Raw genomic sequence first — 24,823 nt, 5'->3', positions numbered from 1 at the left:
GCTGACTTTTGTTTTTACAGAAGAGATAGAGAGAAATCAGTTTTACAGGAAGGTAAAGAAAATCATCCCAACAATCGCACCCGTCGTGCCTAAAATCGTTTCCATGATAGTCCACGTTTTTAAGGTTTGAGCTTCAGTTGCGCCAGTAAATTTACCGAATAACCAGAAACCAGAGTCATTCACATGGCTCAAAATTAATGAACCACCAGAGATACAAATCGCTAATGCCGCCAGTTGAGCACCAGAGTAACCTAGCTCACCGATAACAGGCAGGACTAAACCAACAGTCGTTAAACAAGCAACAGTTGCAGAGCCTTGGATAACACGTACCGCACCCGCTAAAACGAAACACGCGACAGCAATCGGTAAACCTGCACCAATCAGTGAGTCACCTAATGCAGGACCCACACCAGAATCCACCAGCACTTGTTTGAACACGCCACCCGCACCGGTCACTAATAGGATGATACCCGCAGGTTGAATTGCTGCAGAACAGACCGCCATCACGCGCTCTTTGTCCATACCGTAACGGAAGCCTAAGCCGTAGATTGCCAGCAAACATGCCAGTAATAATGCAGTAAATGGATGGCCAATAAATTCTAACCAATTTTCTAAATTTGAGCCTTTTTCCACAAAGTGAGTTCCGATGGTTTTTAAACCGACCAGTAATAGTGGGAACAACACAAGGCTTAAACTGAAACCAAAGCTTGGCATTTTGCCATTTGATGTTTGTGGTGCTTGGTAGTCGGCAGGAATTTCAATGCTAACAAACTTGCTGATAAAGCTACCAAACAGTGGGCCCGCTAAAATCATGCTAGGGATAGCCGCACACAGACCAATTAAGATCATCCAGCCATAATCTGCACCCATTTGTGACGCCACCAGCATGGGTGTTGGCCCCGGTAACAGGAAGGCTGCCGCTGCTGCCACACCCGCAAACAGAGGGATAGCTAAGCGAACCACGTTGTGGCCTGTGCGGTTAGCGACGGCAAATACCACGCCGATTAATAGCACGATAGCCACGTCAAAGAACAATGGCAGTGCGCAGATTAAACCGGCGATCCCCACCGCATAGTGCGCGCGTTTTTCACCAAAAAGGTCTAATAACTTATGAGCGACCTGATCCAATGCACCTGTTTCATGCAGGATTTTACCGAACATCGCACCTAAGGCGACGACGATAGCAAGGAATCCAAGGGTTCCCGCCATCCCTTTTTGCATGGTTGCAGTGATATCTTGGATTGGCATACCGGAAAATAGACCCGCACCAATCGATACAATCATTAACGCCACAAAAGCGTGTAAACGCGCGTACATCACTAAAAATAGCAATAACACCACCGAGCCAACGGCGGTCAGTACCAATGTTAAGGTACTTAATGTTTCTACTGGTGCGTTCATGCTTTATCTCCCGTCATGATTTGACGAATGGTTGCACAGGTATTGTCGATAACCTCATTGAGCGCAGGACGGATATCAACCGCATAAGCGTCAGCTTCTTGGGTATCTGGTTCTTGCAGTGTATCGAACTGTGATTTCAACATTTCTGGTTTAAAGAAATGACCACGACGCGCTCTTAAGCGCTCTTCAATGACTGCTGCATCGCCTTTCAGATAGATAAAATAGAGATTTTTATTATCTTCACGAAGAATATCGCGATAACTCTTTTTCAATGCAGAGCACACAACCAGAGAAACTTGATTGGTTCTTTGCATTGCAAAAATGGCACCATTCAGCGCTTCTAACCACGGACGACGATCGTCATCATTCAGTGCATGTCCGGATGCCATTTTCATAATATTGGATTTCGGGTGCAAAAAGTCCCCGTCTAAAAAGGCAGCTTGTAACTGCTGAGCAACGCCACTCGCCACTGCGGATTTGCCGCTACCCGATACCCCCATTAAGACAAATGTGTAGTTTTGATTTTGGGTATCACTCATAGGAAACTCCTCGGGTGTTGAAAAGAGGTTATTTAATTCTAGATTTGAAATTTAATTTAGGTTGTTATTCCGGTGCCCTAGCGGGATGTTACCGGTAACAGGTTACGGGTAACATTATTGCTAGTGGATATTTATTTAGCAATTAGATAGGTGAAGAAAACAGCGGAATTGTGATGGTAATCGCAATAATCTTTTGCTGACTCGATGCAACCTTACTAGATACTTTCACCAGTTAGTAACTTAAAACCAACATCGAATTTTTTCTGCGATAATTTCTCCCCGCGCATCCTTGCCAGCAGCACTTCTGCCGCCTTGCGCCCCATAAGGTCACGGGGGGTTAAGATACTGGCGAGTTTTGGCGTCATCACCTGCCCCACATCATGGCCGTGGAAGCCCGAAATAGCCAAATCGTTGGGGACATTAATCCCTAAACGCTGGCATTCAAAAATAGCGCCGATGGCTAAGTCATCGTTGGTACAAAATAGCCCGTCGGTATCGGGGTATTTTACGCGACATTCTTGAAGTAATTGTGCACCAAGAGAATAAGAGGAGCTCTCTTGAGTCATTAAATTACGTGGAGTCAGTTTGGCATCGAGCATGGCTTTTTCATAACCTTCCAAGCGGATGATTGTCCGCTCATCCTGCCTCGCCCCTAAATAGACGACTTTCTGGCAGCCACGGTCGATCATCGCCTGCGTCATTTGGCGAGATGCTTCAAAGTTATCAATGCCGACTGCGGCATCAAAACAAGGCGAAATACTGTCCATAATTTCGACGACAGGGATCCCCGCCGTTTTTAACATGCGTAGGGTGCGCTCGGTATGGGTACGTTCCGCTAAAATCACGCCGTCGATATTGTAAGAAAGCAGCGAAGTTAGGCGCTCTTCTTCCTTTTCTGCACGATAACCATAGTGCGCCAACATGGTTTGATAACCATGTTTGTCGGTCACGGCTTCAATACCGCGGATCACTTCCGCAAAAACTTGGTTGGTTAATGATGGCAATAGAACGCCGATGGCGTGGCTAGTGGCATTCGACAAAATATCAGGTGCTTTATTTGGGATATAGCCTAATTCCTCCACTGCACTGGCAATCTTCCCGCGCAAGGATTCTGAAACTTGCTCAGGATTACGCAGAAAACGGCTCACCGTCATTTTTGTGATACCGACTCGGTCGGCTACATCTTGCAAAGAAGGTCTTTTATTCTTCATATATCCCAGATTATCTATAATACGCCGTTATATTTCGCTATGTTCTGCGATCTGCCAGTGGATATCAATCCTTGATATTGCTTTAAATCACAGAAACATCGACTTTTCAGTGCTATCTCGTTTTTACTGTTGACTCTATTGCCTGACTTCGCTAATTTTCGCGCTATATAAATATAAGTATAACGATATTAATTATGGCAATGAACAGAAGACATTTTATCCAATCCTGCGCTGTCCTTGCGGCATTCTACAGTTTACCTGCATTTAGTCGCAGCCCTGTCGCAGAGGCATTATTCGGTACTTTACCTGCAAACGGTAACATTCAAAAAGTGATCACGGCGGGCCCGCCCGCAGACTTGCTGATGCTTGCTCTCGCCCCAGAAAAAATGGTGGGTTTTGCCTCGATTAACTTGAAAAAAGGAAATAGTGAACTGTTTGCGCCACAATGGATGAATTTGCCTGTTTATGGTCGTCTTGCGGGACGAGGTAGCACGTTATCCCTTGAACAATTATTGGCTTACCATCCTGATTTGATCCTCGATACTGGCAATATCGATGAAACCTACCGTTCCCAAGCGGAAAAAGTTGCTAAACAAACCGGTATCCCGTATTTGCTGATGGACGGCAAGCTAATTGATGCTCCGCAACAGCTGCGTCAACTAGGTCGTCTATTGAATGTTAATCAGCAAGCTGAAAAACTGAGTATGATCGCAGAACGCTATCTTAGCAATGCTCAACAATTTGCACTGACTCAACAACAAAACCCCCTCAGTTTTTACCTCGCCAGAGGTGCAAAAGGACTACAAACCGGTACAAAAGGCTCTATTCATACTGAAGCTATCGAAATGCTCGGTTTTCGCAATGTGGTGGACATCGATGGCTTCCACGGTTTGACCGATGTTTCTATGGAGCAGCTGTACCAGTGGGAACCCGACATTATCATCACCCAATATGATGAATCAGTTGAATTAATCACTCGCTCGCCATTATGGGCAGGACTCAAAGCTGTCTCATCGAATAATCTTTTCATCTTCAGTGGTATGCCATTTGGTTGGTTAGATGGCCCACCGGGGATCAACCGTTTATTGGGCATGCGCCGCCTACAAAGCCACTTTGATAAAGCGGTTGAAGAGACTATCACGCACGATCTCAGACAATTTTTTGAGCTATTCTATCACTCGTCGCTCACTCAAGAGCAGGTCGACTTGCTAATGGAAAGGTCATGACGGCGAGCTGGCTCAACACCAAAACTAAGCCATTATTATTGATGGCTATTTTGCTACTCTGTTTTCTGATGGCATTAATCAGTGGTAAATACTCACTAACCTTGGAAGAGCTCTATCGCTTGTTTATCCAAGCGCCTGTGGACGACCCTCGCAGCAACACGGTATTTTGGCAAATTCGCTTTCCGCGCGTCTTAGCCGCCATTTTAATCGGTGGCGGGCTGGCGATTGCCGGCGCGGCTTACCAAGGCATGTTCCGTAATCCGCTAGTATCCCCCGATATTTTAGGGGTTTCCGCAGGGGCGGGCGTCGGGGCTGTTTTAGGGATATTTCTCGGGCAATCTCTGGTTTCCATCCAACTGTTTGCTTTTGTGGGTGGGTTAATCACCGTTGCCGTAGTCTATTTTATCGCCCGTTTGGCACGCCAGCACGACCCGATTCTGTCCCTTGTGCTGGTTGGGGTTGCCGTCAGTGCGATTTGCGGCTCTGCCATCTCATTAATGAAAATATTAGCCGACCCCTACACGCAGCTTCCCTCTATCACGTTCTGGCTACTCGGTGGTCTGTCTTCCATTACTCAGCAAGATTTATGGTCAGTCCTGCCCATCATGATAGTGGGTTTTATCCCCTTATTAATGCTGCGTTGGCGCATGAATTTGCTAAGTTTATCCGATGAAGAAGCCAAAAGCTTAGGGGTGAATGTGACGCTCAATCGCACCATTTTGATTGTTAGCGCAACACTGATTACCGCCAGCACCGTATCGATTGCCGGCATTATTGGCTGGGTGGGGCTGATTGTTCCCCATATTACGCGAATGATAGTGGGTGCTAACTTCCGCTATCAGCTCCCTGCGGCAGTGGCCATCGGCGCTATTTTACTGCTGATCACCGATACGCTAGCTCGCACCATTGCTGCCATTGAATTACCGCTCGGGATCTTAACCTCCGCTGTAGGCGCGCCCTTTTTCTTAGCCATTTTGCTACAAACAAGGCGGGTTAAATGAGTATTTTAACCCTAGAAAATGTGGCGATCGGCTACCACCGCCAAGCCATTATTGAAGGCATTAACCTGCATTTACCTGAAGGTGAGATGACCTGCTTGCTGGGTGCGAATGGGTGCGGAAAAACCACCTTAATGAAAACCTTATTAGGGTTACTTCCCGCCATTGATGGGGATATATGCTTACAAGGGCAACCCATCAATCAGCTGAAACAGCGAGATATCGCGAAAGTGATTGCTTACGTACCTCAAGCTCACGATACGCCCTTTACGTTTTCGGTGGTCGATATGGTGATGATGGGACTGACCCCTTATCTCTCTGCGTTCAGCGTACCGGGGGAAAAAGAAAAAGCCAGTGCCATGGAGCAATTGGCCCAGTTTGGCATTGAACATCTTGCAGAGCGCTTGTATAGCACCCTCAGTGGGGGAGAAAAGCAGCAGGTTTTAATTGCCAGAGCCTTAGTACAAAAGCCCAAATTATTGATTATGGATGAACCGGCGGCAAGCCTCGATTTTGGTAACCAAATTCGGCTGTTACAGCATATCGAAACGCTGAAGCAGCATGGGATCACGGTGTTGATGTCCACCCATCATCCCCAACATGCCGCCGCCATTGCCGACCATGTAATTTTACTCAACAAACAACAGCAGGCACGGCAAGGCTCGACTCAAAGTATGTTAACGCTCACTAACTTGGCAGAACTCTATAATATCGATGCACCGAGTATTACGGCGCATTTTCAGCTTCCACTCAATTTTACTTGTTAAGGTCAGGGATCATGCTTATTCACCAACTCGATTTTGCCGCAATGTATCAGCAGCATATGCAACAAGCCCAACGCACACGCAAAGAGCCAGAGCATTGGGATAAAAAAGCCCACCAAATGGCGCAAAACTGTGCTAATCCGAACGATCCATACTTAATTCGCTTTCGCCAATTAATGGATTTTACGGGTGCAAAAACTTTGCTGGATGTGGGATGTGGGCCCGGCTCTATTAGCCTTTATCTCGCTAACCAATTTCAATCTGTCACCGGCATTGACTACAGCGCAGGTATGCTCGAAATGGCCAATATTCGTGCCAAAGAAATGAATGTCACCAATGCGCAATTTAAAACCCTTGCGTGGGAAGATAGCTGGGATGATTTACCAAAAGCCGATATTTCGGTGGCTTCTCGCTCTACTCTCGTGGATGACTTAAAAGCCGCAATGTTAAAGCTCAACCGCCAAACTAACCTGCGCGTATATACCACTCACACCGTTAACCCGACATTTATTGATGAAAGAATTATCCGCGAAATTGGGCGTGAAGTGGTTAGCTTGCCAACCTATATCTATGCCGTGAATGTCCTGCATCAAATGGGGATCCACGCCCGTGTCGACTTTATTAAAAGTCCAAACCGAGGTGGATTCGATAACGTGGATGCGTTTATCGATAGCGTAAATTGGTCTCTCAAAGATCTCACCGAAGAAGAAATTGAAAAACTGCGTGCTTACTACCAAAAACAAACCGCAGATGGCAAAACCCTACCGTTCCCATCCCGCGATTGGGCGATGGTCTCATGGGATGTGGTGGATGAAGCGGAACTGACATTATGATCTACGTGCCTGACGCCTTGATTGACCAGTTGCTGCTCGACGATATCCAGTATGGGGATCTCACCAGCCGCGCTCTTGGCTTGCATACCCAGCAAGGCACTATGACCTTTACCTCTAAGCTTGGCGGCTGTGTCAGCGGGTTGGATATCGCCCAACGTATGCTCACAAAGCTGGGCATACGCAGCGAATGCCTATTTCGTGACGGAGATATTGTGGAGCCACAAAGCCGCTTGATTAGCGCGTTTGGCTCGGTTGAAGCACTGCATCAAGGATGGAAGGCAGTCCAGAATGTCTTGGAATGGTGCGGTGGCGTCAGTCACTACACCCATCAAATGGTCATGATATTAAAAAAATATCACCCTAATGGGCAGCTCGCTTGCACGCGAAAAACCATTCCCGCAACCAAGCCTCTTGCGTTAACCGCGATCCTCGCCGGTGGTGGCATTATCCATCGCACGGGTAGCGCAGAAACTATCTTACTATTCACTAACCATCGCAACTGCCTCGCCAACCCCGATGATTGGCAGCTACATGTCGATACGTTACGAGTGGCCGCCCCAGAGAAGCAGACCATTGTTGAAGCCGATGACTATCAGCAAGCCCTGCTTGCCATTGCTGCTAACGCCGATATTGTGCAGCTGGATAAACTTCCCGTAGAGCAGATTCAGCAATTACAACGCTTGGTGAATGATAAAAAATCTCGCTGCCGATTATCCATTGCCGGTGGCGTTAACCTGCAAACCATCGAAAGCTTTGCGCAAACAGGGATTCCTCTGTTGGTGACTTCAGCGCCCTATTACGCAAACCCGAGAGACATCAAAGTACAGATATTTAAATCTTAACGACCCAAATACATAGATTTAAAACCTTATCCTGCGGCTAACCGCGGGATGGTGTTTTATGGCAAAAGCGACGCCCATCGTTATATAAAAATAAATATATCGATATAAATCGCAGGAAAAACTAACTGGAAATTATTAATAATGAAAATAAAACAAATTACCTATTTGATAGGAATGGCGTTATTCGCAGCACAGGGGCAAGCAGCAACTACCTCTCCAGAGAATAATCAGACACAAGCTGATGCTAGCCGCGATGTGATGTCCGTCTGGAGCACCCCACTCGCCGCTGATGCTAACGTGATCACTGAGTCGCAAATGAAGCAACTCAATAAAACCAACGTGGCTCAAGCCCTAAGCACCCTACCCGGCGTGGCGATTCAAAAATCCGGTAACCGTAACGAAACTCAAGTGAACGTGCGTGGCTTTGACAGCCGCCAAGTCCCCGTTTTCTTCGACGGTATCCCGACTTATGTTCCTTATGACGGTACCCTTGATCTTGGGCGCTTTATGACCAGCGAACTGGCGAGTGTCGAGCTTTCGACTGGGTATACTTCCCTGTTACAAGGCCCAAACTTAATGGGCGGTGCCATCAACTTAACCACCGCCACCCCGAAAAAACCATTTGAAGCGAATATCAGCCTGAACCAAGGCTTTGCGCGTGGTGCAGATAATGCCCATAACGTTAGCGCCCGCCTTGGTGGTCGCAATGATTTAGGTTTTATTCAAGTCAGTGGTAGCCAATATAAACAGCGCTTTATGGGCCTACCTAGCTCTGACGATAATAACCCTTATGCAGGGACTCACGGGCGCCGTACTAACTCCGCCACCGATGATAAGCGTTTGATGTTGAAAATGGGCTGGACGCCACGAGAAGCCGATGAGTATGTGGTGACTTATATTAAGCAAGATGGTTCTAAAGATAGTGCCACAAAGATTGATCCAGATTTAAAAAAGGGTCTACAACGTTGGCAATGGCCTGCCTATGATAAAGAAAGTATCTACTTTAATGGTACAACACAAATCACTGAAGATATCGCCGTACAGAGCCGCCTATACCACGACAGTTTTAAAAATACGCTTCATCAGTACACCGATAACGATAAGAAGAAAAAGAAAAAAAGCACAAGCTACGATGAATATAAAAGCTGGAATATGAATTACAGCCGCTATGACGACTACAGCAACGGTGCAGACTTACGTGCAGACTTTACGGTACGCGAACTAGATATGCTCTCTTTTGCTGCCCACTGGAAAGAAGATGTTCATCGCTCTCGTAGTAGCAAGCTGGTTCCATTTGACCGTTATAAAGATCAAACCTGGTCTGTTTCCACCGAATATCAATGGGTGGCAACTGACAAGCTCGATATCATCGGCGGTATTGGCTATGACTGGCGCGATGGCAATGAAGGTAAACGCTATAAGTATAATAAAGATACCTATGCCATCACGGGTGTAGAGCATTATGATACTAACAGCCAGCATGCCTTTAACTGGGAGATGATGGCGCGTTACCATTTAGAAAATGAAGATACCGTTCAATTTTCTGTATCGGATAGAACACGTTTCCCAACACAGAAAGAGCGCTACACCGAGAACAAAATGAAGAATGATGATTCATTCCTCATTAACCCGCATTTAGATGCTGAGCGCGCACTGACCTTTGATTTAACTTACAAAGGGCATTTCACTCCTGTGTGGAGCTACACAGCAAGCACTTACTATAACCACGTTTCTGATGCCATCATGGCGCACCATGTAGGCGAAAATAAAAAAGGTGGCGCATTACTGCAAAACCGTAATAGCGGCAAAGTGGATTATATCGGCGCGGATCTAGGCACCACAGGGCAGATCACCGATTGGATGGAAGCGGGTGTGAACTACAGCTATATTCACGCTGATCCGAAACATTATAGCGTACGCCATGTTTCAGAGCTGCCAACCCACAAAGCGTTTGCTTGGGTGAAATTCACGCCATATGAGCCAATGAGCATTACGATTACAGAAGAAGCCAGAAGCTGGGCATTTAACTATGTGGACAGTGAAGATAAGGTACGCGGCTTCGCCAAAACCGATCTCCGCGTGGATTATGACTTAGGGCATGGGCTATCCGTGAACAGCTCAGTCAACAACTTGTTCGACAAATCCTATGAATATACCGATGGCTATATAGAAGAAGGTCGCAACTATTGGCTAGGAATTGAATATAAATACTAATACGTAATTATATAAGGCAAGATATTACTTTCTTGCCTTATAAATTGAGAAATAAATTGTCTTATCAGTTAATTTGACCTATAAATAGAATTAAGCGAAACCCCTTAGGATAATTCTTATAAATAACTCTGCTTAGCGTCCTCAAAATTTAGTTTTATCTACCGATATAACAACGAAAACGAATATATTTATAATAATAAACTAGCAATAATATTTTATTTAGTTTATTGCTCCGATATGATATTCAAATCAATATTTTTGCTAATTTATAGCAAAAAAGCTCATCCCCGAATACTTGAAGTTATTCCAATCCCTATTTAGACTATACTCATAATTAAATTAATAAAAATATATAAATCCCCAGAATAAATTTAACTTAAATTACATTAAGCCACTAATTAATGGTGGCTTAGCTATTGAATTATTTGAATTTCAGAGAGCAGACGATAACTATGATTGAAAAACATGATTATACAATCGATAACAAGTTTATTTTTGAGCACAGGACAAGTCGTATTTTTCTAAAAGATGATCCAGATCAACATATTGAATTATCTAAACCTGCGGCTAGATTATTTGGTGAAATCCTTTTATTGAATTTAAAGAAAGGCATTGCTACCCGAGATGAACTTCTTACAAATGTTTGGGAAGAATATGGTCTGGTTGGCTCAAATAATAATTTAAACACCTATATCAGCGAAATAAGGAAAAAACTTGAGCTGGTTGGTATTGATCCAAAAACAATTGTTACGGTTCCTAAAAAAGGATTTAGAATTGATAGTCATCTATCCAGTATTGCAATGGATAATGACAACAAAAAAACTGTATCTAGTGAAATTATCACCTCAGATAATTATGGGATAACAGAAACACTTGTCACCCCATCTAAGAGTTTGCTAATACCCCAAAATACTGAACTTACAAAAGCCTCTATTTCAGGGGGTGAAAATGAAATTGTAGAATTTAATGCTTCAATAAGTAATAGTACCGATGATTCAACAAAAAAAACCATTTCAACTTCAGAAATTATTGCCACTAAAAATAGTAATCTAAAAGGTAGAATGCTTTTATTTGCTATCATTTCATTCATCTTGATAGGCTCATTTTACTTATTTATCAATACATTAAAACAAAATAATAATGAACAGAATAGCTATACAACGTTTGGAAACCGAGATAATTGCGTATTTCAATCACCCATCAAAATGAATGAACAGGCAAAAAAAACCAATCTCGATTTTATTAATAAAAAGTTAAATAAATATAATATTTCCTGCGAAGAGCCAAAACGAATTATTGTTCTTTCTGATGTCAATGCCTCTTACTCATTTGATAAAAATGCTGCAATTAGCGTTTGTAAAGAAAAAAATAATAAGTTTGACTGTGTTTCTATTAACGATCAGAGAATTTAAATGAAAAAGTATCTTATTACTGCAACTCTAGCTGCGGTTATTATCCCCATTACTTATGTTACCTTTGCAAAAGGTAAAGATGATATAAAGCTTTGTCATTCTGAAATTGTTTGGATAAAAGAAAATGGCACACCGGATGGTATTATTCTTAAATCTAAGATGTCATTACAGGTTTCAGACAATCATAATGGAAGAATGAATTTTTATGGTTATATAAAAAACCAAGAAACCATTTATCGATTAGATCGCGCTATTTATTTTTCCTATATACCTGTAGATAAAAAGGGTAATTATTCAATCGTGATGAATTCTTCATCAGTGACAAACTCTGATAGCACCCCTAATGAAGTATTTTCCAATTTCATTCAATTGGAGAAAGACAAAATAAAGTATTATGTGAATGTCACTAGAATGGAAGATAATGTTTATATTTTGAAGGATGAGGCCTATTCTGCCTTCACTTGCTATGTTGAATAAGCATAAAGCTTAATAATTTCTATATTAAAAATTTGTACTTTAGAATAAATAAAAAAGATTAAAAAAAAGCCTACCAACATTTACGTTTAAGTAGGCAAAACCGTCAACATGGGAAAATGACGAATACAAAATTCTTAACGCTTTACATCATGGAATGGTCATTACCAGTGTAATCACACCACTAAAGTTACCCGGCGCAACCGTACCATTCGTTTTCAATACAGATTCTACTGCTACAATCTCATTCGTATTTGCTCTTGCATTAATAATCGTACCATACCAAGCAGGTTGGCCGTTCAATGTCACTCGTGACATCAATTCACCATTCGGACGTAAATTCACATACTCTTGCACCATGTTTGAAGAGACTTTTACTCGCATGTTTTGGTTACAAACAATAGAGAAAAATCCATGCTGCGTATTTCCATTTAGATCCCCAGTATTCAATGTACCGTGATCTAATTCCATTCGGTTATTTGCAACATAACTAAAATAACACTTACCGGCAGGTGGTGGCGCAATACCACAAATCCCACCGGGTAGCATTTTCGCAGAACTACTAGTACGGTTTGTGTCTAAAAAGAAACCAACACACTCATCTGCTTTAATAGACCCCGAGTGACGAGTTTCCCCTCGTTTAGGAAAACTCAAACCACATTGGCTTTGTGCTGCATCGATAATTGATTGCATCGTTGGGTAAGTCGCAAAATTTATAGAACACTCCCAGTCTTTACGGGACCCAGCCCCCCCAATATTTGGCGCTGTATGTAAATGGTTAATCGTAAAATAACAGTTCTTAGCACCTCCAGAGCCTAAAACAGAAACACATGGGTTTGGTTCCGTAGGAGAGTTCGCTTTCCAATAATCAAATTGGTAATAATAGGTATGGCTACTACCTGAAGTGACAATATCTTCAACATACGAGAAATATGTCGACCCATAACCAAGAGAGCTTATAAAAAGCAACGGTATTAAAAATAACCTTTGAATTCGTTTTCCCATTTCAGTTCTCTTTATTTACTTAATAAAGCTTAGTTAAATCAAAGCAATACACTTTGATAATAAAATTACTCGTACTCAAATATAAATGTTGCAGTGGCTGATATTCTACCGACTTTCACTTGTTTATTATTCACAACATCCGATGTCGCTTTGATAAATGAATTAAACTGTAATTCATTCTTACCCGCTTTACTGATAGGCATTAGCGATGAAAATTGGTTAATTTTCATCGGGGTTCCATCGGTTAACTCAATAAAAATACCTAATCCAGGGTTTAAATCACTGCCCGTCAACGCAAGGGAACCTGGCAGCAGTAAGTTTTCAGTTCCTGAGAATTTTACTTTCAACTTTTGTGCAATAGTCAAATCGCAATCTGATAACACTAACGTGAAGGGTTCATTAGGGAATTGAAATCCCGGTTCATAGATATCCAACAATCGAATATCACCAAAATCAACTTCAACCTTTGAGTTTTCTGGTAACACCACACAAGGTGCGTTCACCAACGTCCCTTTGATTTTCATATTATTCTGCGCGGCTTGCGCAGGCATCGTTGCTACCGCAGCGAGGTTTCCCAGTAATGCAAATAAAATTCCAAAACGTATTTTCTTATTCATTATTGGTACTCCACTAGCATGGTTCCGTTCGCAAGAAAGTCACCCGTTTTTAGCTCTTTATTACCATCACGAACCAATACAGCCCAAAGTACCCCAGGGTTACTTGGGTTAATTAAATATTTTTTGCCTAAATCTAAAGTTTGATCACCCAGTTGAAATTTAACCGCAAGATTGGTAATTCCTGTATTCAACCCATTAGTATCAAATGCACTTTTTGCGCCATTTAATGTTAAATACATGGCCCAGTTGTTCTTGTTTTCTTCACACTGGATTTGGTAATTCACTTGTCTCTTTTGAGCATTACCTTGAATGGATTTAATGGGAACGTTACCAAACTCCACTTCAATATCTTTACCATTATCAATATGGCACGGCGGCGGTGTGATTAAATTACCTTTAATCAGAATGTCTGTTTCGTTATCTCTCGCCGTTGCAGAGAAAGGGAATAAGATAAACAGTAAAAACACCCCAATAAGCTTATAAATGTTCCGCATGTTTATCACCTTTATTGATACTCGACTTTGAGTGTCGCATTAGCCGTAAAGGCTTTCGCTGGTAAATCAGCACCACTTTTCTTCACCAACACCGCAAATAATTTAGTCGGTGATGCAAAGTTAAAGGCACGTCTACTTTTTAATGGAAAATCATTGGTATCCGCCTTAAAAAGGACACCGAGATTATCGACACTCGTTTTAAGCACCCGCTGGTCAAACACAGCGGGTGTGCCGTCAATATACATATTCAATTTTGGTTGAACACCGTCTTTACAGGTAATGGTGTAGTCCATTGGCTGTTTATACACTTCACCTTCAATACGCGTGGTCATGACATTGCCAAAATCAACTTCTATGGCTTGTCCATTATTAATCTGGCAGGGCTTGGATAAGACGACACCTTTAATTTCTACATACAGGTAGCCTGAAAATCCAAAGGCACCTGACGTAAAAAGAGTCGATGATATCAATAATACCTTGGCTAAATTTTTAATAGACATCATAGCGGTAGACCTTATTTTCTAGGTACGACAGAACACTCAACCGCGCTGCAGTTAAATTTCAAGTCAATCGTACCGCCAAAATCGTTGAGATATACTAAGGTTGGTGATGTCCCGATATCCCCTGTATTTTTTCCTAAGCTAGTTTCACCACGTGGTGGAACCATAATAGGTTCAAAATCGGCAACTTCTGTCTTACCTTTGCTGAATTTAGTAACTGATAGGAAGTAAGGGGTTGGGTTTTTAACGACATATCCACCACCCTGTTTCACCAGTTTGATATCGTTTTCTTGAGGAATAGTTTCCATTCTATCTTTCGTTGCAATCGCAGCGGGACGATAGAACAGTTTAATTTTTGTTTGTAACGCAATTTGTAATACGTTGGCTTTCTCACTACGCGGTGGTATTTCTCGCACGTTTAGGTAATAAACGCTTTCCTGATCTTTCGGTAATTTAGCGATAGCAGGTACAGACTGAATTTTAATTTGGCTTTTTGAATCCGCCTCAAGTCGATGTACCGGAGGCGTCACAATAAAAGGTGAATTTACTTTTTCATCTTTATCGTTTTCTATCCATGCTTGCGCCAAATAAGGGCTGGTTTTGTGTTCATTACTTAAACCTACGCTCACTGATTTATCGCCCTCGTTGTAAATTACACGAGTTCTATCAATAGCAATGGCTGCATAAGCTGATTGAGCCAATAATGAGGCACTTAAAATTGCGACCGCATTACGTTTAGTTAATAAATTCATATTTTCACCGTTGACGTTAAAAAATTTTTTTTAATTATTTACATGGCAGTAAAACATCATGTTCCATGTTGCTATCTAATTTTTCAGGCAGTTGAATATGGCATGACGTATCATCACCCCATGTCACATCAAGCGACTCTGATGGGTTAACACCCGCTAAGTAAACAAAACCTTTATCTGAAATAATTCCGACTTCTATTTTTTTCACATTTTTCACTGAAGCCCCAAATGGTGGGTAGCTTCCATCAGCTAAGCTGATAATTCCCATTAATTTTTCACCCGTGATGACATTGAATTTACGGTAACCAATGGCACCTTCTGTCAGGGTTGCATACTGTGTGGATTGCAGCGCTTCTGCATTATCCGGCACATTTTTCAGATCAATATTTAAGTTGTTACGGTTGTAGTCCATCACACTGGTGACCACCGCTTTACCATAACGGTTAGTTTTTATTGGTGTGACTCCATTTAAGATGGGTACATCTGCGACACCATTAGTATCGACTAATATTCTGGATCCGCCACGAACTGAGTTATTACGGTGTATCGCGCCACCTTCAGGTGTCATCGTCATACCGCCTTTTAACTGCATAGAAACGGCGGTTTGGTTATCCTGAATATAGGTACCACTCAAATTCAGCTGGCTTCTATCACCATCGTAACTATATGTACCCGCGGTCGTGACTTTATCTTTATCCCAGTTACCTGCAGACACAGAGTAAGAAGAGCGATTATCAATTCGGCTATAATAGTTAACGTTATTGGAGTTATTCCCCCCAGAAAAGGAACTGGAATAACTTATGCTCGACTCATTTTTATTTAATGGGATCATGAGGTTTAAATAAACGCCATCATCATCACGGTCACGTGATTTCGTTTTATACGCCGTTAAACTCAGGCTGATATTTTTTACTTTGCCAATATCAAAATAGTTTGAAAGCGTAAAGTTATACTGGTTGGTTGATGCTCTATTCCAATAGGTTTGGTGCGAATAGTTCAAATACATATTGGCGTTATAATCCGGGAACGCCGTACCAAAGATAATGGTATAAAGTTCTTTACCACTATCGACCTTATCGCCTTTATAGCGACGGTCAATAAACTGGCTCATTGACATATAATTTCGTTCGGAGAATCGATAACCCGCAAACGTAATCTGACTGTTAATTTCATCAAACTGCTTAGAATACGTTAGGTTATAAGAGTTACCGGTTAACGTTTCATTGTCATCCAGTCGCCCCATTTGCGCGCGAGAAATGTTGATGTTTCCTGATAACACACCAAATGGTGCAAAGTCACGACCTAAACCAAATGCAACGTTTTGATATTCAGAGGATGCCTGTAAACCACCATAAACCGTGATATTGTTTGTTGCCCCCCAAGAGAGCGATCCCATGCTAAATGCAGGGCCTTGAGTATCATGGTCATCTTTAGTCGGTTTACCCATCACAAATTGATAAATCAGCTGACCAGGGCGTGTCAACGTACCCAATCGAGAGGTTTCCACTCGATAGCTACTTGTTGTGCCATCCTGTTCCTGGATCACCACATCCAGCGTACCACCACCGAATGAGTTCACATCCTGAATACGGAATGGACCAGGGCTAACTTCTGTTTGATAAATAATACGGCCATCTTGTTTTACCATGACTGTCGCATTCGTTTTTGCAACACCCGCAATTTCAGGCGCATAGCCTTGTAAGCGAGGTGGCAACATGGATTCGTTAGTTTCTAAACTCGCACCAAGATAACGAATACTGTCAAACAGGTTTGACGCTAAATATTGCTCCCCGATCGTCAAACGCGCACTCAGTGAACGAATGGCTCTATAGGCGTATAATTGGTTCCAAGACCATGATTTACTGCCTTTATTCAGCTCACCGTTTTGAGTTTGCCAATCGGCACGCAAACGCCATGCACCGAAGTTTGCCCCCATTGTCCCTGTGGCCGTCAGACCTGATTTCGTTCCTTTATCGCCGGTTTGTTTATTAACAACGCGTCCTGTCGCGTTATAGTCAATAAATGCACCCATGATCCCGTCATCCCAACGAGATGGTGGGTCCCAATCAGGGTCTGAGTACTCCATGTAGGCCTGAGGAATATTGAACTGTACAACGTTCTTTGCCAAATCTCCTTGAATGGTCATATCCGGAACTGAGCGAATATCCAAACATTTTCCATCATCTAGCCATTTGACTTGGCTATTCCACTCCTTTTTTAATCCCAATAATGCATAAATTTCAGGCGTGATACATGCCAACGAAACTTTGTCGTCGTAATTAGGATTAAAAAAAGTGATAGGTTGTTCCATAGAAACTTTAGCGCGGTTAACTTCAATCGCTAAAGAGTAATCCCCAGGAGGGACATAGTTGGCGTGAGAGAACTTACTGAAGTCGACGTTTTCTTTACCTTCAGAATCAATGAAGTCGGTGTTAAAATCAACGGCCTCTTCAGAGAATGCAACCATTGGCGTTAACATTAAAAGCATTAATTTTGTAATTAGATTTAGCTTCATGCTTTTCATTAACTATGCGCCTATACAAACAAATACAGTGAAGACGATATAAGAAATATGGCGTATGACTACGCCATATTATTCTCTATAGAAACTGACTATTATTGGTAAACAATTTTGAAGTTAGCTACAGTGTCAAAACGACCTGTAGTAGCTTTTTGAGTTGGGTCTTCGTTACCTTTAACGTACGCTGCGAAGTGCAGAGTAGTTTGTGAACCGTCACCATTATTTAACGCGTAGCCGTCACCAGTACCTGGGAATGCTTTACCAAATTCAACGATTTTGTCAGCGCCGTTAGTGATTACGATACCAGCGTTTTTAACTTTACCGCCTAAGCCCAGTAAGTCACCAGTGAAACCTTGGAAACCGTTTACTGTAGAACCAGTAAATGTGATTTTTGCGTTTTTGTAAGTTTCAGTAGAGCAGTTTTTCAGAACGATATCGAACGCTTTGCTGTCTGAACGGAATTGGTTAGAAGTCAGTTCGTGTAATGCGATTTCACCGAATTCAACTAATTGCTTCAGGTTGTCAGCATCGATTGAGCATGGAACGTCGTTAATGAAACCAGTAAAACGGATTTCACCTTGTGAGCTTTCTACCGGATCAGCAGCTAAAGCAGCGCCAGAAACGCCAACACCTAAACCTAAAGCTAGAGTTAATGCTAATTTATTCAGTTTCATAAAAGTTTTCCTTTAAATGAGTAGGAACTGCTATTTCTCTTTTTCTCTTTCCTGTTTTCACTGATGCAAAATCAAGTCTATTTACTTAAGCAGTGCATCCTTGAAAATTCCTCTAGCTTTCCTACTTGATGAATTTCATTCAGGTTAGAGATTTTTTTATATAAACGAGATCCATCTCATTTATGTGATTTAAAAAACAGAACTCATTAAGCCAACATTCTCACTTCTAAATTAATTATTGAGTCATTCATTAATTAATTAAAATTGATATAGAACACTAAATGAATCCTGATAACTACCTTGTGATATTTTCTGATGTCAATTCTACATACGTGACATATGTTGTCAAAAACCACCCAAATAAAGCGTTGACTTGGTTTTTTATATCGACAAAATGCAGATAAACAAGTTTCATTCACTGAATGAGTACTTAAACCTGAAGAAATGATGAATTACTTAGAAAGATTTATATGAAGGCTTCATTTTGCATTTATAAAAATGTCTAAATATTGCAAAAAATCTATAAATATAAAAACCTGTATTTATATTTATATACAACTTAATAAACCGTAAAGATGCAAATTTATTAGATTTAAAATCTATTGATTGTCTTTTTTTCACCGGTAATCGCTACATAAAAAACAAGGGGTAAGATAAGTCTTAATTAAAATCAACGTCAAATAGTAACAATGAATTTCAATAATTGTTTTTATTTGGTTAAAATTAACACTCAATGATTAACTAAAATGCAGCAATTAATGATTTATTTAAAATCAAAAAAGCCACATTTTAAATAAGATATTCATTCTTTATTAACGTTGACTTTATTAAAGTTAAAATTGCGTATTCAATTTAGTAAAAAACTGTTTATTTCATCACCATCATTTCAAACACAACAGAAATGGAAGTTATGGTAAACTAAACAGTAATAAAAACTTGAAGCTATCCAGGTGGGGCCAAACAAGATGAAAACAATCAGTGAAGACATGCTGCTTACGACGGCCGAACGTATTTGTCAGTCTCGAGGCGTGCGTTTGACCCCACAAAGAGAGACTGTTCTGCGGTTAATTGCGCAACAACACGGTGCGATCAGTGCTTATGATTTGCTAGATTTACTGCGTGAAATAGAGCCTCAGGCTAAACCTCCTACCGTTTACCGTGGTTTAGAGTTCCTCATGGAACAAGGGTTTATTCATAAAATTGAATCCACAAACAGCTATGTGGTTTGTCACCATGTCGATAATCCAAGTCATATTTCAGTGATGTTAATTTGTGATAATTGTGGCAATGTGACTGAAAGTGACTGCACAACCATCGAAAAAGCGATTAGTACTCTAGCCGAAGAAAATCATTTTCATCTCAGGCATACAGTGGTAGAAAACCATGGTTTATGCCAAAAATGTTTTGAGGTTTCCAATTGCCAAGATCATGAACACTGTGAACATGACCATCACAATACAGTCAGTTCAAAAAAGAAGTGATATAGAAGAAGAGATATACAGGAAGTAAAAGAAAGGGATCTATATAGCAACATGAAAATGGCTATATAAAGAAGGTCTATATAAAGAAGTAAAAAGTGAAAATAACTATATAAAGAAAGACTATTCGGAAAAGAGATATTGAGTCTGCTGCCAGACTCAATCACTCATCATCAATGCCAATCACTGTTACGGATAACCCCAACAGCCAGACCTTCGATAGTAAAATTCTGTTCGCGTAAATCAACCACGATTGGTGCAAAATCAGCGTTTTCAGCAATAAGTTCAACGCGATTACCTTGTTGCTTAAAGCGTTTAACCGTGACTTCATCTTCGATACGCGCCACAACAATTTGCCCATTATGGACATTCTGCGTTTTATGTACCGCAAGTAGATCACCATCCATAATACCGATATCTTTCATCGACATACCATTTACACGTAATAAAAAGTCCGCGTGTGGTTTAAATAACTCTGGGTCGACTTGATAATGGCTTTCAATATGCTCTTGTGCAAGCAATGGTTCGCCGGCAGCAACACGTCCAATCAGAGGAAGCCCTAAATCTTCGGATTCTTCTTCTAACAACAGACGAATGCCTCTGGAAGCTCCAGAAACAATTTCAATTACCCCTTTACGAGCTAAGGCTTTTAAATGTTCTTCTGCCGCATTAGGCGAACGAAAACCCAAACTTGCTGCTATCTCAGCGCGTGTTGGTGGCATGCCCGTTTGCGAAATGTGGTCACGCACCAGATCGTAAACTTGCTGTTGTCGAGCTGTCAGTGCTTTCATCCCGTTCCCCTGTTTGTTTATACAGTCAGACTGTGAGTATATACAGGTAAATGGGTATTGGGAACTGTTAAATTAGCCAAAATCTGCATTTGTTGATGAATTTCTGGCTTTTTATCGCTTTTACTGTTTTTAGCCAACTAAACCGCAAAATAACGCGCCCATAAAACGGTTCCCCAGATAAACAGAGCCAATCCTATCGTGACGAACACGGCTGCGGAGCCGATATCTTTCGCTCGTCCAGATAATTCATGGTATTCACTGCCAATACGGTCAACAACCGCCTCAATCGCACTGTTAATTAACTCAACAATAGCGACTAAAACCACTGATCCAATCAACAAAATTCTGTCAATTTGGCTAATATCCAAGTAAAAAGCTATAATTATCGCAATGATAGCAGCAACCGCTTCTTGACGAAATGCAGCTTCATTTACCCATGCTGCTTTTAAACCTTTAAGGGAGTATCCAGCCGCTTTGATGACCCGAGTGAGTCCCTTAGTTTGACTTGCCATATTTTTTCCTTAATTTCTAAACAATAATCAACTTTTGCAGTCAAAGTGAATTATCGATAACAGATCTAAACATTGCTTTCTGATATGATTGCGCAGCATTACTAACAAGAGGCTATAATCATTTATGTCACTATGGCGTAAAATATATTACAACACGTTGAATTTACCACTGAAATTATTGGTAAAAAGTAAACTAATCCCAACGGACCCGATAACAGAGTTGCAGCTTGACCCAAACAAGCCAACGCTGTATGTCTTGCCATATCACTCAAAGTCCGACCTGCTCACGCTTCGCCAACAATGCTTAGCGATTGGTTTACCTGATCCACTCGTGGATAACGACATCAATGGCACCAAGCTCCCAGCCTATGTGTTTATTGATGATGGCCCGCGCGTGTTCCGTTACTACTCCCCAGATCCACGTAAAGAGTCAGTAAAAATATTCCATGCGTATCTGGATTTGCATAAAAACAACCCAAATCTTGATATTCAAATGCTACCTGCATCCGTCATGTTTGGACGTGCGCCGGGTCGCGAAGGGCATAAGCCTGCCCCGCTGAAACTCTTAAACGGTGTGCAAAAATTCTTTGCAGTCCTGTGGTTAGGGCGCGATAGCTTTGTGCGTTTTTCTCCAAGCATTTCTCTTGGCCAGATGGCACAAGAGCATGGCACTGATACCATCATTGCCAATAAACTCGCTCGCGTAGCACGTATTCATTACTCTCGTCAGCGTTTGGCGGCTGTAGGGCCTAGATTACCAGCACGCTATGAGCTGTTTAATAAGCTGCTATCCTCTAAAGCCATTGAAAAAGCCGTTGAAGACGAAGCTCGCAGTAAAAAAATCCCATTACAAAAAGCCCAACAAAATGCCGTGGCGATGATGGAAGAGATTGCCGCCAACTTCTCTTATGAAGCAGTGCGACTGACTGACCGCGTACTAGGCTGGACATGGAACCGCTTATACCAAGGGATCAACGTTCAACATGCTGAGCGCGTTCGCCAGCTGGCGCAAGATGGCCACGAAATTGTGTATGTGCCCTCTCACCGTAGCCATATGGACTACCTGCTGCTTTCTTATGTGCTTTATCACCAAGGTCTGGTGCCACCACACATTGCGGCGGGTATTAACCTGAACTTTTGGCCAGCCGGTCCGATTTTCCGTCGTTTAGGCGCATTCTTTATTCGCCGTACGTTCAAAGGTAATAAGCTCTATTCCACTGTATTCCGCGAATACCTCAGTGAGCTATTTGCTCGCGGCTATTCCATTGAATACTTTGTGGAAGGCGGTCGTTCGCGTACAGGTCGCTTACTGGAACCGAAAACCGGTACCTTGTCGATGACCTTACAAGCGATGCTACGCGGAGACTCCCGCCCTATCACCATCGTCCCTATCTATATTGGTTACGAGCATGTGATGGAAGTGGGAACTTACGCAAAAGAGCTGCGTGGTGCTGAGAAAGAGAAAGAAGGCTTCTTCTCCATGGTGCGTGGTCTGCGCAAACTGCGTAATTTAGGCCAAGGCTATGTGAACTTTGGGCAACCAATTTCACTGACCCAATACTTAAATAACCGCGTACCAAATTGGCGTGAATCTATCGACCCGATTGAGCCACAACGACCAAGCTGGTTGAACCCAACCGTCAGCAGCTTAGCCGATAACATTATGGTGAATATCAATAATGCGGCAGCCGCCAACGCGATTAACTTATGTTCAACGGCACTGTTGGCTTCACGTCAGCGCTCACTCACCCGTGAACAGCTGCTTGAACAAATCGAGTGCTATCTGCAGCTATTGCGCAATGTGCCTTACACTGCCGATGCAACCACGCCGAACAAAACGGCTGAAGAGCTGCTTGAACACGCTTTGCAGATGAATAAGTTTGAAGTCGAAAAAGACAGCATGGGGGATATTATTATTCTGCCACGCGAAAATGCCGTCTTAATGACCTATTACCGTAACAATATTCATCACTTACTGGTTCTGCCTTCGCTTATCGCCAGCATTGTGCTGCACCATGAGCGAATTAGCCGTGACGCAATCCACCAGCAAGTTGCGCTGATTTATCCATTCCTGAAAGCTGAGCTGTTTATGCGCTATGACGCAAACGCGCTCACGGAAACGGTGGATACATTGATTAATGAGCTGAACAGCCAACAACTGATCTGTGTGAAAGATGAGAATATGGTGGTGTTAAATCCTCGCCGTATCCGTCCTTTGCAGCTACTGGCCGCAGGTGTTCGTGAGACACTGCAACGCTACGCCATCACGCTGTCATTGCTCAATGCAAGCCCAGAAGTCAGCCGCAATACGTTGGAAAAAGAGAGTCGTATGCTCGCACAGCGTCTGTCCGTTCTTCACGGTATTAACGCCCCTGAATTCTTTGATAAAGCCGTGTTCTCAACACTGGTCGACACACTCAAAGAAGAAGGCTACATCGATAATAACGAGAACGATATTTTCTCGACGAATGCGAAGAACTTGTACGCTGTGCTTGCACGCTTGATGTCACCGGAAATCCGTCTAACCATTGAGAGCGTTAGCCAAACTGAAGAACTTTCTGCACCAAAACCGGCACCGAAAAATACGCCGGAAAGTGCTGATGCAGACTCAGAAGCTCCGCAAGAGTAATCTCGCAAGTCAATGATATGCACCAACAAAAAAGGGTAATGCAGATGCATTACCCTTTTTCTTATCCCGTTTTAATGGTTAAAAATAGCTAATCACCATACCGATAAACAGAATAAAACCGACATAGTTATTATTCATAAACGCTTTGAAACATGGCGCACGTTCTCGGTTCACCATCAATTGCTGTTGATAAACAAACAGCGCAGCGGCTAGCACTAATGAACCATAATAAACCATGCCTAAGTTAGCTAATGAGCCAATCACCACCAGCAAGCCAACCATGACAATTTGTAGCAAACCAATAATCAGCTTGTCATATTGACCGAACAAAATCGCCGTCGATTTCACGCCAATTTTTAAATCATCGTTGCGGTCAACCATCGCATACTGAGTGTCATAAATCACTGACCAGATGATATTCACTAAAAACAGTAACCAACAAACTAATGGTAAGGACTCACTAACGGCTGAGAATCCCATCGGGATTGACCAGCCAAATGCAGCCCCCAATACGACTTGAGGTAAATGGCTCACGCGTTTTACAAACGGGTAGATCCACGCTAGCGCTAAGCCTGCGACCGATAACCAAATAGTCATGGTATTCAAACTCAATACCAATAAGAAAGAGAGCCCCACCAGCGCAGCAAATAGGATTTTTGCTTCTTTTTCCGTGACATCACCGCTAGGCAGTGGTCGATGTTTGGTTCTTTCTACGTGCCCATCGAAATTACGATCAGCAAAATCATTGATAACACAGCCTGCGGCACGCATTAAAAATACACCTGCCGTAAAGACAATCAGAATATGCAAACTTGGCGTGCCTTGGGCGGCAATCCACAGCGCCCAATAGGTTGGCCACAGTAATAACAGTGAGCCAATAGGTCTATCAATACGCATTAAACGGCTGTATGCATGCCATTTACTTAGCGCCATACT

The 24,823-nt window shown here is 42.3% G+C and carries 23 protein-coding genes; 10 read left to right on the top strand and 13 right to left on the bottom strand.

Features of this window, described 5'->3' with window-relative positions:
* Window positions 1–42: 42 nt before the first annotated feature.
* The 3 genes from gntU to gntR all read right to left on the bottom strand — a co-directional run bounded on the left by gntU (window position 43) and on the right by gntR (window position 3,151).
* The gene (gene gntU / locus QS795_RS01900) at window positions 43–1,401 is read right to left on the bottom strand and encodes a gluconate transporter (RefSeq protein ID WP_154602019.1); all 1,359 of its coding nucleotides are present in this window, start codon (window positions 1,399–1,401) and stop codon (window positions 43–45) included.
* Entirely contained in the window at window positions 1,398–1,940 is a 543-nt protein-coding gene (gene gntK / locus QS795_RS01895; protein WP_036955343.1) for a gluconokinase, read from the bottom strand. Before gntK ends, gntU begins: the two co-directional genes overlap by 4 nt.
* Window positions 1,941–2,155: 215 nt before the next feature.
* A complete protein-coding gene (gene gntR, locus QS795_RS01890; RefSeq protein WP_154602018.1) occupies window positions 2,156–3,151 on the bottom strand; it encodes a gluconate operon transcriptional repressor GntR in 996 nt (331 codons plus the stop codon).
* 194 nt (window positions 3,152–3,345) lie between these two features.
* Here gntR and QS795_RS01885 point away from each other — a divergent pair, with 194 nt between their 5' ends.
* The 8 genes from QS795_RS01885 to QS795_RS01850 all read left to right on the top strand — a co-directional run bounded on the left by QS795_RS01885 (window position 3,346) and on the right by QS795_RS01850 (window position 11,917).
* Window positions 3,346–4,377: an ABC transporter substrate-binding protein gene (locus tag QS795_RS01885; protein ID WP_154602017.1), complete on the top strand. Its 1,032-nt coding sequence runs from the start codon at window positions 3,346–3,348 to the stop codon at window positions 4,375–4,377.
* Window positions 4,374–5,378 carry a FecCD family ABC transporter permease gene (locus QS795_RS01880; protein ID WP_318626784.1) on the top strand — a complete coding sequence of 335 codons (1,005 nt, stop codon included), beginning with the start codon at window positions 4,374–4,376 and terminating at the stop codon, window positions 5,376–5,378. Before QS795_RS01885 ends, QS795_RS01880 begins: the two co-directional genes overlap by 4 nt.
* Window positions 5,375–6,142, top strand: a complete 768-nt coding sequence (locus QS795_RS01875; RefSeq protein ID WP_286271073.1) for an ABC transporter ATP-binding protein — start codon at window positions 5,375–5,377, stop codon at window positions 6,140–6,142. Before QS795_RS01880 ends, QS795_RS01875 begins: the two co-directional genes overlap by 4 nt.
* Window positions 6,143–6,153: 11 nt before the next feature.
* A complete protein-coding gene (locus tag QS795_RS01870) occupies window positions 6,154–6,972 on the top strand; it encodes a class I SAM-dependent methyltransferase (protein ID WP_154602014.1) in 819 nt (272 codons plus the stop codon).
* Complete coding sequence (gene modD, locus QS795_RS01865; RefSeq protein WP_286271071.1) at window positions 6,969–7,814, top strand: ModD protein; 846 nt, start codon at window positions 6,969–6,971, stop codon at window positions 7,812–7,814. The genes QS795_RS01870 and modD overlap by 4 nt, the downstream gene beginning before the upstream one ends.
* Window positions 7,815–7,955: 141 nt before the next feature.
* The gene (locus QS795_RS01860; protein WP_286271069.1) at window positions 7,956–10,028 is read left to right on the top strand and encodes a TonB-dependent receptor plug domain-containing protein; all 2,073 of its coding nucleotides are present in this window, start codon (window positions 7,956–7,958) and stop codon (window positions 10,026–10,028) included.
* A 452-nt stretch (window positions 10,029–10,480) separates the two neighbouring features.
* Entirely contained in the window at window positions 10,481–11,440 is a 960-nt protein-coding gene (locus tag QS795_RS01855) for a winged helix-turn-helix domain-containing protein (RefSeq protein ID WP_286271068.1), read from the top strand.
* Entirely contained in the window at window positions 11,441–11,917 is a 477-nt protein-coding gene (locus QS795_RS01850) for a FidL-like protein (protein WP_286271066.1), read from the top strand.
* A 147-nt stretch (window positions 11,918–12,064) separates the two neighbouring features.
* Here the strand turns inward: QS795_RS01850 and QS795_RS17520 are convergent, their stop codons facing one another.
* From QS795_RS17520 to QS795_RS01815, 7 genes are all read right to left on the bottom strand, one after another.
* Window positions 12,065–12,919 (bottom strand): MrpH family fimbial adhesin, encoded by an 855-nt coding sequence (locus tag QS795_RS17520; RefSeq protein ID WP_470386216.1) that lies wholly within the window; start codon window positions 12,917–12,919, stop codon window positions 12,065–12,067.
* Window positions 12,920–12,984: 65 nt separating this feature from the next.
* Window positions 12,985–13,536 carry a fimbrial protein gene (locus tag QS795_RS01840; RefSeq protein WP_286271064.1) on the bottom strand — a complete coding sequence of 184 codons (552 nt, stop codon included), beginning with the start codon at window positions 13,534–13,536 and terminating at the stop codon, window positions 12,985–12,987.
* Window positions 13,536–14,030: a fimbrial protein gene (locus QS795_RS01835; RefSeq protein ID WP_286271063.1), complete on the bottom strand. Its 495-nt coding sequence runs from the start codon at window positions 14,028–14,030 to the stop codon at window positions 13,536–13,538. Before QS795_RS01835 ends, QS795_RS01840 begins: the two co-directional genes overlap by 1 nt.
* A gap of 11 nt (window positions 14,031–14,041) precedes the next feature.
* Complete coding sequence (locus QS795_RS01830) at window positions 14,042–14,533, bottom strand: fimbrial protein (RefSeq protein ID WP_154602006.1); 492 nt, start codon at window positions 14,531–14,533, stop codon at window positions 14,042–14,044.
* Between the two features lie 11 nt (window positions 14,534–14,544).
* Complete coding sequence (locus QS795_RS01825) at window positions 14,545–15,282, bottom strand: fimbria/pilus periplasmic chaperone (protein WP_286271062.1); 738 nt, start codon at window positions 15,280–15,282, stop codon at window positions 14,545–14,547.
* A gap of 34 nt (window positions 15,283–15,316) precedes the next feature.
* Window positions 15,317–17,806, bottom strand: a complete 2,490-nt coding sequence (locus QS795_RS01820) for a fimbria/pilus outer membrane usher protein (RefSeq protein WP_318626782.1) — start codon at window positions 17,804–17,806, stop codon at window positions 15,317–15,319.
* Window positions 17,807–17,898: 92 nt separating this feature from the next.
* The gene (locus QS795_RS01815) at window positions 17,899–18,477 is read right to left on the bottom strand and encodes a fimbrial protein (RefSeq protein ID WP_286271060.1); all 579 of its coding nucleotides are present in this window, start codon (window positions 18,475–18,477) and stop codon (window positions 17,899–17,901) included.
* Between the two features lie 965 nt (window positions 18,478–19,442).
* On the opposite strand from QS795_RS01815, the gene zur reads away from it, so the two are divergent.
* Window positions 19,443–19,958 carry a zinc uptake transcriptional repressor Zur gene (gene zur, locus QS795_RS01810; RefSeq protein ID WP_154638676.1) on the top strand — a complete coding sequence of 172 codons (516 nt, stop codon included), beginning with the start codon at window positions 19,443–19,445 and terminating at the stop codon, window positions 19,956–19,958.
* 170 nt (window positions 19,959–20,128) lie between these two features.
* Here the strand turns inward: zur and lexA are convergent, their stop codons facing one another.
* Entirely contained in the window at window positions 20,129–20,746 is a 618-nt protein-coding gene (gene lexA, locus QS795_RS01805; RefSeq protein ID WP_108479281.1) for a transcriptional repressor LexA, read from the bottom strand.
* A gap of 137 nt (window positions 20,747–20,883) precedes the next feature.
* On the bottom strand, window positions 20,884–21,258 hold the full coding sequence (locus QS795_RS01800) for a diacylglycerol kinase (protein ID WP_154602001.1): 375 nt from the start codon (window positions 21,256–21,258) through the stop codon (window positions 20,884–20,886).
* Window positions 21,259–21,382: 124 nt separating this feature from the next.
* Between QS795_RS01800 and plsB the strand changes: the two genes are divergently transcribed.
* Window positions 21,383–23,887: a glycerol-3-phosphate 1-O-acyltransferase PlsB gene (gene plsB / locus QS795_RS01795; RefSeq protein WP_154602000.1), complete on the top strand. Its 2,505-nt coding sequence runs from the start codon at window positions 21,383–21,385 to the stop codon at window positions 23,885–23,887.
* Between the two features lie 78 nt (window positions 23,888–23,965).
* Here plsB and ubiA read toward each other — a convergent pair whose 3' ends face one another.
* The gene (gene ubiA / locus QS795_RS01790) at window positions 23,966–24,820 is read right to left on the bottom strand and encodes a 4-hydroxybenzoate octaprenyltransferase (protein WP_036955408.1); all 855 of its coding nucleotides are present in this window, start codon (window positions 24,818–24,820) and stop codon (window positions 23,966–23,968) included.
* Window positions 24,821–24,823: the final 3 nt, after the last annotated feature.

Origin of the sequence: Providencia zhijiangensis, from assembly GCF_030315915.2 — a bacterium.
In the GTDB taxonomy this organism is placed as follows: Bacteria; Pseudomonadota; Gammaproteobacteria; order Enterobacterales; family Enterobacteriaceae; genus Providencia; species Providencia zhijiangensis.
This window is presented reverse-complemented; position numbering and strand designations above follow the sequence as displayed.